The sequence below is a fragment of the Shewanella sp. T24-MNA-CIBAN-0130 genome (genome assembly GCF_040310185.1).
Lineage (GTDB): Bacteria > Pseudomonadota > Gammaproteobacteria > Enterobacterales > Shewanellaceae > Shewanella > Shewanella psychromarinicola.
In genome coordinates, this window is sequence record NZ_JBEOPP010000049.1 from 24,228 (window position 1) to 34,916 (window position 10,689).

The window sequence follows — 10,689 nt, forward strand, 5'->3', positions numbered from 1 at the left end:
AACCGTGAGCTTATTTGTGTCATTTTGCACATTTGTTGTGCCATTAAACACCTCAAGGCTTTACATTTTCGCCAATACCCTTATTATCCACCCTGTTCGGAGGGATGGCAGAGTGGTCGAATGCACCGGTCTTGAAAACCGGCAACGGTTTATCCCGTTCTAGGGTTCAAATCCCTATCCCTCCGCCACATTTAAATAAAAAGGCCTGCTATTTATAGCGGGCCTTTTTATTGGGCGAAAGATAGGACTTTAAACCCAGGGTTCCTATTTATTACAAGCAAGCTATCCCTCCGCCACATTCAATGAAAAAGCCTTATCAGAAATGATAGGGCTTTTTTGTGTCTGTAGCATTTAAACCCACGGGTTCCTCTTTATTACAAGCAAGCTATCCCTCCGCCACATTTGACTACCAAAAATATCAACCCATGCACTTTTTTATATAGACATTTAGACTATTGATTTCAAATGAAATGCACATTAATTCAAGGTTTGTTCAATACTTTAATCGTGCTGGCTCGTTTTGTTGCTGTAAAACAGAAAAGATTAGAAGATTCACATCAAAGGCATAGCAATAAAATATGAAATAAATCAATTACTTATGCGGCCTAATTTATTATTCGATCCATTCAATAAAAGTTAGTGCGTTAAGGATTCATTTTGAATACCTTTTAATAGCTTGTATGGCTTTATCCTTTGCTGTTTATACGGAAACCACATTTAATAACGTAAACGAACTTGAGCCATCGTCAGAGCATGATGTTGATATGCTACGCGTAATAGACCTGAAGCAAGGTCATCATGAGATAACACAGATCAAACTTGCCGATAAGGAAAATAGCATGTCGAGTCAGTTTGTTAATTTTTGGAGTAAACAACCCTTACCTGATTATCCGTAAATTAACGATATACCACTATCTGTGATTGCTTCCATAGAAAATCACTAATAAGCCTGCGTATCTGTTTTTTCGCGAATAAAGATCCAAAATATGGGGCGAACTATGGCAAGGTTGGACGCACGTTTTCCCACACAGAAAACTGTATTGGCGCAAAACTGCGAACACTAGGTACAGTTTGATGAACCAGAATGGGTGATTAAGGAGCTTTTGTTACTCACCTCGACGCTGGATAATAGATGGGATAAATCGTTAAAAACGGGTTTACTTCAACTCTGTAATATCAAATTAGCCATGTGTTTTGCTAACAAGGCAGATAGCAAAATATAGGGTTGTTTGATAAGCTTTATTATCCAGAATTGAGGTTACTTATGCCGACGTTGGACAAACACTAACGAGCAAAGGCTGCACCGCGCGCCAGCGTTGGGCGAAAATATCAACCACGAGGATCTGGCGAGTCGTGTTATCTTAAAATTATCCATACAAAACTAGGCTCTCTATGTTAACGATACTGACATTTTGTACGCTATTGATCCTACTAGCTACTTTGTTGCCTTTGTCGCGACATCCGCATTGGATTGTCAGGGGCATGGATTTCCCTCGATTGCAGTTGACGATATTGGCAACGGTGCTGTTGATCGCTGATGTTGTTTTTCTCGACACTCAAATGATCAATACACAGGCACTGATTTTGGTCACTATGCTGTGTTTAATCTGGCAGTTGTGCTGGATATTGCCTTATACTTTTTTATTTCCCAAGGAGGTCAAAACCTCCACTGAATTCAATGCCGACAATCAACTCAGCATTATCACATCGAATGTACTCACACCAAATCGCAATGCAGAAGCGTTGATCCAGCTGGTTAACAAGCATAAGCCTGATGTACTAGTCACACTGGAATCCGACCAATGGTGGGAAAACAAACTTAAGATATTAGAAACTGACATGCCCTACAGCATCAAATGTCCTCTGGATAACCTTTATGGTATGCATGTGTTTTCACGCTTGCCGTTAGGCGAGCAAGAAATCTGCTATTTGGTTGAGAAGGATGTTCCATCGATACATGCAACATTAACGTTACGTACGGGAGATCACATTCGCGTGCACTTTCTCCATCCAGCGCCCCCAAGCCCAACAGAAAACGCTGAATCGGCGGAGCGAGATGCTGAATTGGTGATAGTGGCTCGAAGTGTAGCCGAGAGTGACCAACCTGTGATTGTAACCGGTGATCTTAACGATGTGGCTTGGTCTGCCACAACTCGTCTTTTTCGTAAAATTAGTGGCCTGCTTGATCCGCGCGTGGGGCGTGGAGCATTTAACACTTTTCACGTGGATTACTCGCTCTTGCGTTGGCCTTTGGATCATTTGTTTCACAGTCGGCATTTTACTTTGCAAAACATTCAACGCTTACCTTCGATTGGTTCGGATCATTTCCCTCTACTGACTAGGCTCTCATTTACTCCGTCGCAAAGTACCAACCAGGAAGGTATTAAAGCCGGTGCTTGTGAGCATGAGTGGGCCAAAGCAGTATCAACAGAGCAGAAAGTGAGTAAGAATGATGTGCCGAAGCCTGGAGAAGCACCCTAAGCAACAATAGCGAGATTGATGAACATATACTTAAAAAATAACTGTTTATTGCCTAATCTCACTTATGAGGTAATAATATCACCTCGAATTTGGTGGCCAATAATGAGTGAGCTATTACTAACCTCCCCTTAAAAAGCAAATTTCTATCTTTAAATAATACTAAATAGTATTGACTAGGTATCGACCAAGCCTAACAAACGATTTATGCCTCGCACACAGCGTAACTCATAAAGACAATACGACAACACTAGAGGATGACAACAATGTACAAACAGATTTCAATTATTACACTCAGCATGATGCTGTTAATGGGTTGCTCTGGCACTGTACCTACATTGGGCTTAAATGATGGCCAATTAATGCCATGCCCTGACTCGCCAAACTGTGTCAATAGTCAACAAGCAGCAGATGAAGAACATTTTATAGCACCGATCGATTTCATCGGAACGCAGCAACAAGCGAAAGTGCGCCTTTTACACATATTAAAGGCCTCGGAGCGAACAAATATCGTCGTGGTTGAGGAAAATTATATTCGAGTTGAGTTTACCTCTCAGGTATTGCAGTTTGTTGACGATGTTGAGTTTTATTTCCCATCTACAATATCCGATAAAATATCCATACATGTCAGATCAGCTTCACGTATCGGACACTCTGACTTTGGTGTTAATCGGGAGCGAATAGAACAAATTAGAAATAAATTTAACGCATATGAACAACAATAAAAAATTTACAAACGTAATTTATATAGGTAATAGTGGTTTAGCTTTTGTCAGTCCAATTTTAGCTAAAATGGACTCGATGGAAGCTATCATTTCTCTGGAAATTGACAGAAAATTTATCGGGGATCCCCAATAACGAAACGTTATTGATTTCGTAAGTGCCATTAGTTTCAGGTCCATTATCTGTAACCTCATCAACTGTGACCTCTTAAAAGTCAGGAGTAAGAATGAATAATAAAATTATTGGGATCGTGCTTGTTATTGCGGGTATTTTTTTAGCTATGTGGGGCTACAATATTTATGATTCAGCGGGCTCTCAATTTAGCCGAGCGTTAAGTGGTGATGCGCCTATTGAAGCTTGGGCAGGAATGGTGGGGGGTATCATTTGCGTGTTAATTGGTATCACAAAATTAAAGTAAATTTGTTGTGGTTAAACACTTAGCAAAGTATTTGACGATAATAAGGCGTTAACAATAAATATTATTTATTGTTAACGCCTTATTATGCCTATTTATATGCAAGGTTATTTGTTGCAAGAACTGCACATTAACGTCGAGCATACAGCTAAACTTATCTTTTAAAACAAGTTGTTAAATAACCAATGCTCATTCTGTAACTATTGGGATCGATGCAGGCTGCAGTAAATAGTCACTGCAATCTTGCTTTAGGCTGTCATCTAAATAACATTACTCACTCAGCTTATCATCAAGTAAATCTAATCTATCTTGTCCCCAAAATTGCTCTTTTTCATACACATAAGCTGGCACACCCAACAAACCTTTCTCGATAGCGTCTAAGGTGTTGGCTTCGTATATTGCATCGATATCGGCTAATAGCGCTTGCTGTAAAACACTGTCTGCATCGATATTAACCGAGGTTAATATTTGTCTAATAACTGCCTCATCAGCAATGTTTTGATCTGCAGCCCAACATGCTGCCAGCACATTGCCGACAAACTCGCTGACCTCTTGCCCAGCTTGCTGTAATACAATCGTGCACTTATCTGCCAAACTAGGGTCTGCAGGGAAAAAAACCGGATGTAGACTAAGCGGTAATTGGCGCTTTTTTGCCCAGCGAGCTAGCTCTATTAAGCGATAGTCTTGTCGAGCTTGTGGGCGCTGTTTTACAGGCAGCACACCTAATACCGCAAATAATTTTGACAGTTTAATGGGCTTATAGTTTATCCCTAAGTGGTACTTATTTGCCAACGAGATAAAGGTGTTGTGGCCTAAATAAGTATAAGGAGAGAGGCTAGTAAAGTAATAATCTATTGCTGTTGTCATGGTTGGCACTACCTTTATGTTAATGGGATAATTAACACGACCCCATGATTTCATTTTAAATTCATCTTGAACATACTGTATTCGGTGCTGGGTAATCGCTACTCAAACTATAGCAGGTGTTGGCAGGTTTAATAACTCAGATGACATCAGAAGATAGTCACGCTTTACACCAATAGAAATATTGCATTGAAAGCTAGGGCCTGTTGATCTTTGCTGGTTAAATTTTGTTCGAGATAAAAACGTTTTAATCGAGGCGAGTGGATTGCTGCCTAGCAATCTAAGCAAAATTCGCTCAACAAAGAGTAAAACGTTTTTAGCCGAACCCTTCGGGCAGCTTTTGTTGGTCATTTCTACTGCGTTATTGGCTTTTTATGTAGAATAACTACACCACACAGCCTCTGCTTCATAGCTCATGTTTAAGTAATGAGCAACAATTCGCTGCAAAAACAACCTTGAAAGATCAACAGGCCCTATTAGGCCCATAAAAAAAACGCGAGTAGTACAGTTATATCTGCTGACGTTATTGCAATAACTAAGCTTAACGTAACACCAAAACACCACTCATTTGTACAATATCATCTTATATTGCAACTGGACGTAATGTCTATTTAGCTTTTTTTATCCCATGTTGATTGAGATAAACAAGCATGAATCATGGCACACGTCGACGAGTGTTATCTGTAATCATTTGCCTAATAAAGGCGCTAACACGGTTAACTGGCCATCTATGGGTTCTGTTATGGTTAAGCCTAAAATATGGGCGATAAGAGGATATAAATGGATGTTTTCAGCATTGGCTATGGTGACTTGATTAAACGCGGGTCCTTGAGCATATAACACAGTATTCATGTCGGTAATCACATTGGCATCGTAGCCGTGCTTACCAATGCGCCCTGCCCGTGCATCGCTACTAGTAATGTAGTGTTGATTACTGATCAGTACCGCATCTTCAATAGAGGGATTCGCGCTAAAGTGTAAATTGGCCGGTATATCTTGCTGACGATAAAACTGTAAACCGGGTACCTTTTGGGTTAATGCTTCTAACGCGGCTAAGTCTTGCTGTTTGTTTTGCCCTGTCGCAGTCACTAACGAAAATGCGGCATCGTTGTTAAAGCTAAATTTATCTTTTAACGTTTCATTGCCAGCAAACAGTTTGTCGGTATATACACGTTCAAATCCGTCAACCTTAGTCATGCCATGGTCGGAGGTGATAATTACATTCACTTTAAAGGGTAAGGCTTTTATTCCAGTCAGTAATTGCCCTATGGCTTGGTCAACGTTCTGCACTGCTTGGTAGGTGTTATCTGATGTTGGACCATAGAGATGCCCGGCAGTATCAACGTCTGAAAAATACAAGGTCACAAATTGTGGACGCTGATCTTCGGCCAAATTAAACCACTGTAACACCTGCTGTACTCGTTGATTATTTGCCGCATCATCTTTGTAAGGCAGCCAATAATCTGGACGGTGACCCGCAATTTTGGCTTCTGAACCTGGCCAAAAATAGCTGGCACTTTTTAACCCTTGTTGACCCGCTAATGACCATAATGGAACCCCATGGTAAAAGCGGCCATCGGTCAAAGCTTGTTTAATATTCAACCCATAGGGCTGCTGCAGAGTATGGTTATAAAAACGGTTTGACACTATGCCGTGATGGGCGGGATACAAACCTGTGACTAAGGTAATGTGGTTAGGAAACGTTACCGTGGGAAACGATGGCTTAAAGCGAGTCACTTGCGCTGCATGGCGAGCAAATTCGCTCAGATGTTTGGGTTTATGCAGACGGTTGTAATCGTATCGATAGCCATCAATAGAAATCAGCAAAACATAGGGTTTCTCGGGCTGTGCTATTGCGGCTTCAATTGGCTGAGCCAATAAAAAAAAGCTACTCACACTGAAAAATATGCAGCTAATAACGACACTTATGATGGCAATTACACGCATTGTGATTTACTCAATAAATCTAAAGAATATCGGCTAATAATATCAATTAAACATGACAGCTTTATTGATCTTTATGCTGTCTTTTTTCAATATTTTGAGCCTCACTCAATGCTATGTCTAAATTGTAAATAGGCCGTGGTAATGGCTTGTGCATCTTCGATGTGCGGGTAGTGGCCTAAGGTTAGCATTTCAGTGACATTGGCATTGGGGATCAAATCTCGATAATGATCGATCATATGCTGACCCGAGATCGGATCGAGCGCTCCGGCGATCAGCTTTATCGGTATCTTACTGTTGATAATGGCACCCACCCAACGCTCACGGTATTGTTGTCGCTGAGTAATGTAGTGAATCAATTTATGCATCACCGACAAACCGTCATTGTGGGTTAATAATTGCCATAGAGTGTCGATCGCTTCTGGCGAAGGTGGTGTCGACGGCCCAAATATGTGTTGTAGATTATGGGCAAACTTTTGTTTGTTGATCAGTTTAGACACCAAAACCCCTAACGGCGACAACAACAACTTCTGAATGAATAGCGGTTTATGGGTTTCAGGAAACAAACCACCATTTAAAAAGCACACACTCTCGATGGTCAATGGACTACAGTCGTCAATTTGCCTCGCTAACAACTCTTGCGCGACAGTGTCACCGTAATCATGAGCTAAAATATGATATTCACTGACACCTAGCTTGTATAAGCATGCCTGATAAATATCGGCTTGGTCGCTTATTAAATATGCCGAATTTTTGGGTTTATCTGATAAGACAAAACCCAACATATCCAGAGTGATCACATAATAGTGCTGGGTTAATTCATACCACATGCCTTCCCAATCCCAACTGGCGCTAGGAAAACCATGAATGAGCAATAATGCAGGCGCCTTACAATCCCCCGCTTGACGGGTAAAAATTTGCTGACCGTTAATGAGAAGGTATTGTCCCTGCTGCTGCCACTCGCTCAATTGGATCATCGTTTCGTTATCCCTTCATTGATAGTTTATGTGCCGTAGAGTTATATCTCTTATCTGGAGTTGAGGTTATATATTGTGTTAATTAACTGACTCTATACTAAAAGGCAGTGATATTATCTCTGACTAACAATATCAAATAGCCAATTCCAATTATCTAATATCAATAGCCAATAGCAATGATTGGCGCGGGAGCATCGGTGTTAACAGATCCGTTATTTTGGTTAGTGGCTATTCCGGCAGTGTTAATCACTGGTATGTCAAAATCAGGTTTTGCTGGCGGTGCAGGCGGATTAACCGTCCCGTTGTTGGCATTAGCGATTAGCCCAGCAACCGCGGCAGCGGTGATGTTACCGTTATTAGTTTACATGGATTTTTTAAGTGTGCGTTCTTGGTGGGGAAAACACAATACCGCGCAATTGTGGATTTTATTGCCTGCTGCCATTGTCGGTATCGTGGTGGCTTATCTGTTATTTGATCAACTTAACGAGCAATATTTACGCGGTATATTAGGAGGGATTTCGTTAGGGTTTGGTATTTATGGCCTCACTTTAGGTGAATGGTCACAAGGTAAACCGTCCTCGTTCATTGGCCAAGTTTGCGGCACTATTGCAGGCTTTACTAGCTTTGTAGCCCATGCCGGCGGGCCACCATTAAATGCCTATTTAATTCCACTGCGTTTAGCCAAAACAGAATACTTGGGCACTGCGGTAGTCTTTTTTGCAGTGGTAAATATGGTCAAGTTAATTCCCTACAGCATGCTGGGACAAATCAATGGTAGCAATTTATTGATATCTGTATCGTTGGCGCCTATCGCTTGGATTGGGGTAAAACTGGGGCTGCGTATTCAAGATAAATTTAACGACAAACAGTTTAAGAAAATCATTCTCAGTTTAATGATAATAGTCGGTTTACGCTTGCTGTGGACTGCATTAATGGCATAACTGTCCTTATAATGAAGCCATAACTATGGTCATATCAGTCCCTATAATAAATGCCATAACGATGGCCATATCGGTTCCTATAATGAATGCCATAACGATGGTCATATCAGTCCCTATAATGAATGCCATAACGATGGCCATATCGGTTCCTATAATGAATGCCATAACGATGGCCATATCAGTCCCTATAATGAATGCCATAACCATGGCCATATCTGTCCCTATAATGAATGCCATGATATTGATGATATGATATTAATTTTACCGTATTGATTTCAAAATATTGATGACATCGTCATGCCTAATAACGTCATTTAAGTTTACCAATATAAAGAAGGGAAGATATGAGTGCTGATAATCGCTATTTTTATGAACCAAGCAAAGGCCATGGTCTACCACATAACCCACTAAATGCCATTATAGGCCCGCGCCCAATTGGTTGGATTGCCTCTCGTAATGCCCAAGGCCAGCGAAACCTCGCGCCTTATAGTTTCTTTAACTGCTTTAATTACGATCCGCCCATTATCGGTTTTGCCAGTACCGGCTGGAAAGACAGCGTCGCCAATATTGTTGAAACCGGCGAGTTTGTGTGGAACTTAACCACCCGCAGTTTAGCCGAGCAAATGAATCAAACCTCTGCGGCATTACCTCATGGCACCGATGAATTTGAATTTGCAGGATTAACCCCAATAGCAGGCAACATAGTTAAGGCTGATCGTATTGCACAAAGCCCTGTTAGCTTCGAATGCAAACTGTCGCAATGCATCCAGCTAACGGCAGCAAATGGTGACAAAATTGATAGCTGGCTAGTGTTAGGTGAAGTCGTGGCGGTGCATATTGAAAAGCACTTACTCAGCGCCGAAGGGATTTATCAAACGGCATTAGCTGAACCGGTATTACGTGCTGGCGGTCCATCTGCCTATTATGGTATTTCAGACCAGTTACGCTTTGATTTACACCGCCCAACGGTGTAAGCCACTCATAAATATGACTTAACAACAAAGTTGCCATTGGCAGCCTTGTTGTTGAAAACAATAAAATAGTCTCTTCACTACCTTTAATATCATGATTTTTTAGTAAAATAATATCAAATTGACTATATCCTCAACCAGTCTTGGCTAGCATGTTAGCGAATATTTAATTGAACCAACAAAATTTGTTACTATTATTACAAGACTAAGGTCGCGATTAAAAAATCATATCGATAACATCACTAACACGAGAACACCTTGAGTATTCCACCTAATATACTAACGCGAATTACCCATGCCCTAGGTGCAACTTCGCTAGATCATATCGAGAAAATACAGCCGCTTTGGGGAGGGTATGGTCAGCTATTTCGAGCCTATGTCACTGGCAAGCCATACCCGTCTGTGATTGTAAAATATATCTGTTTCCCTCAACCAGAATCACATCCTAAAGGTTGGAACACGCCGCTGTCGCATCAACGTAAATTGCGGTCGTATCAAGTAGAAGTTAATTGGTATCAACACTATGCTAATGCCCATGCAGAGCACTCAATGTGCCCGTTGCCCCGTTGCATACATGTCGACCAACAAGCCGATGAAACCCTATTAATATTACAAGATTTATATAACATCGGTTTTACCCAAGTAAGAAAAACTGCCACACCCGCGACTGTGCGCGAGTGTTTAACCTGGTTGGGACATTTTCATGCTAAATACATGCATGTCGAGCCTAATGGGCTTTGGCCTATAGGCACTTACTGGCATCTAGGCACCCGACCGGATGAATTAGCCGCCCTACCCGAAAGCCCGCTTAAGTCAGCGGCTCACCTTATCGACCAAGCGCTGAGGCAATCTAAGTACCAAACCTTGGTACACGGTGATGCAAAATTAGCTAATTTTTGCTTTAGCCCAGATGATCGCGCCGCTGCGGTAGACTTTCAATATATTGGTCAGGGCTGTGGCATGAAAGACGTGATCATGCTGTTAAGCAGTGTGCTGAACTATCGAGAGCCAGAAGCCTTAATTAATGACCATCTTAATCATTACTTTGCCGCTTTAACGCAAGGACTCATAGCGTTTCACCCTCAAATAAATCCGCTTGATGTACAACAGCAATGGCGGCCTTTATATTGCGTGGCTTGGGCTGATTTTCAGCGTTTTGTCAAAGGTTGGAGTGTTGAGCATTGCAAAATTAACCCTTATACCGAATCGCTAACCGAGCAGGCGATTAAGCAACTTACTATGGTGTAATACCAATAAGTGTAAATTAATTAACCACCTATTTGTCACGATTGGCCAAGGTGTAATGGTCAAGTATTTCTGGAGAGATTTTAAGCCGCTTTTTTTAACTCATTATATTTCTGATGTGGCGTCTTATA

General features: G+C 41.3%; 11 protein-coding genes and 1 tRNA gene. 8 read left to right on the plus strand and 4 right to left on the minus strand.

The window, feature by feature from the left end; translation table 11 throughout:
* The first annotated feature begins 98 nt into the window (after positions 1-98).
* The 5 genes from AAEZ02_RS16955 (at position 99) to AAEZ02_RS16975 (ending at position 3,619) form a co-directional block, all read left to right on the plus strand.
* Positions 99-188, plus strand: a tRNA-Ser gene (locus tag AAEZ02_RS16955).
* A gap of 492 nt (positions 189-680) precedes the next feature.
* Positions 681-896: a hypothetical protein gene (locus AAEZ02_RS16960; protein WP_124012600.1), complete on the plus strand. Its 216-nt coding sequence runs from the start codon at positions 681-683 to the stop codon at positions 894-896.
* 586 nt (positions 897-1,482) lie between these two features.
* Positions 1,483-2,481: an endonuclease/exonuclease/phosphatase family protein gene (locus AAEZ02_RS16965; protein ID WP_351088751.1), complete on the plus strand. Its 999-nt coding sequence runs from the start codon at positions 1,483-1,485 to the stop codon at positions 2,479-2,481.
* Positions 2,482-2,744: 263 nt separating this feature from the next.
* The gene (locus tag AAEZ02_RS16970) at positions 2,745-3,203 is read left to right on the plus strand and encodes a DUF1499 domain-containing protein (protein WP_101033927.1); all 459 of its coding nucleotides are present in this window, start codon (positions 2,745-2,747) and stop codon (positions 3,201-3,203) included.
* A gap of 224 nt (positions 3,204-3,427) precedes the next feature.
* Positions 3,428-3,619: a DUF3185 family protein gene (locus tag AAEZ02_RS16975; protein ID WP_124012603.1), complete on the plus strand. Its 192-nt coding sequence runs from the start codon at positions 3,428-3,430 to the stop codon at positions 3,617-3,619.
* Between the two features lie 267 nt (positions 3,620-3,886).
* On the opposite strand, the gene AAEZ02_RS16980 is transcribed toward AAEZ02_RS16975, so the two are convergent.
* The 3 genes from AAEZ02_RS16980 to AAEZ02_RS16990 all read right to left on the minus strand — a co-directional run bounded on the left by AAEZ02_RS16980 (position 3,887) and on the right by AAEZ02_RS16990 (position 7,401).
* Positions 3,887-4,483 (minus strand): 2-hydroxychromene-2-carboxylate isomerase, encoded by a 597-nt coding sequence (locus AAEZ02_RS16980; protein ID WP_124012604.1) that lies wholly within the window; start codon positions 4,481-4,483, stop codon positions 3,887-3,889.
* A gap of 684 nt (positions 4,484-5,167) precedes the next feature.
* The gene (locus tag AAEZ02_RS16985) at positions 5,168-6,427 is read right to left on the minus strand and encodes an alkaline phosphatase family protein (RefSeq protein ID WP_351088753.1); all 1,260 of its coding nucleotides are present in this window, start codon (positions 6,425-6,427) and stop codon (positions 5,168-5,170) included.
* A gap of 101 nt (positions 6,428-6,528) precedes the next feature.
* The gene (locus AAEZ02_RS16990) at positions 6,529-7,401 is read right to left on the minus strand and encodes an alpha/beta fold hydrolase (protein WP_351124152.1); all 873 of its coding nucleotides are present in this window, start codon (positions 7,399-7,401) and stop codon (positions 6,529-6,531) included.
* A 197-nt stretch (positions 7,402-7,598) separates the two neighbouring features.
* Between AAEZ02_RS16990 and AAEZ02_RS16995 the strand changes: the two genes are divergently transcribed.
* The gene (locus AAEZ02_RS16995) at positions 7,599-8,342 is read left to right on the plus strand and encodes a sulfite exporter TauE/SafE family protein (protein ID WP_101034795.1); all 744 of its coding nucleotides are present in this window, start codon (positions 7,599-7,601) and stop codon (positions 8,340-8,342) included.
* Between the two features lie 6 nt (positions 8,343-8,348).
* On the opposite strand, the gene AAEZ02_RS17000 is transcribed toward AAEZ02_RS16995, so the two are convergent.
* The gene (locus AAEZ02_RS17000) at positions 8,349-8,543 is read right to left on the minus strand and encodes a hypothetical protein (protein WP_351124155.1); all 195 of its coding nucleotides are present in this window, start codon (positions 8,541-8,543) and stop codon (positions 8,349-8,351) included.
* Between the two features lie 143 nt (positions 8,544-8,686).
* Between AAEZ02_RS17000 and AAEZ02_RS17005 the strand changes: the two genes are divergently transcribed.
* On the plus strand, positions 8,687-9,316 hold the full coding sequence (locus AAEZ02_RS17005; RefSeq protein WP_101033923.1) for a flavin reductase family protein: 630 nt from the start codon (positions 8,687-8,689) through the stop codon (positions 9,314-9,316).
* Positions 9,317-9,571: 255 nt separating this feature from the next.
* Positions 9,572-10,561, plus strand: coding sequence for a phosphotransferase (locus AAEZ02_RS17010; RefSeq protein ID WP_351074558.1), 990 nt, complete (start codon positions 9,572-9,574; stop codon positions 10,559-10,561).
* Positions 10,562-10,689 lie beyond the last annotated feature (128 nt).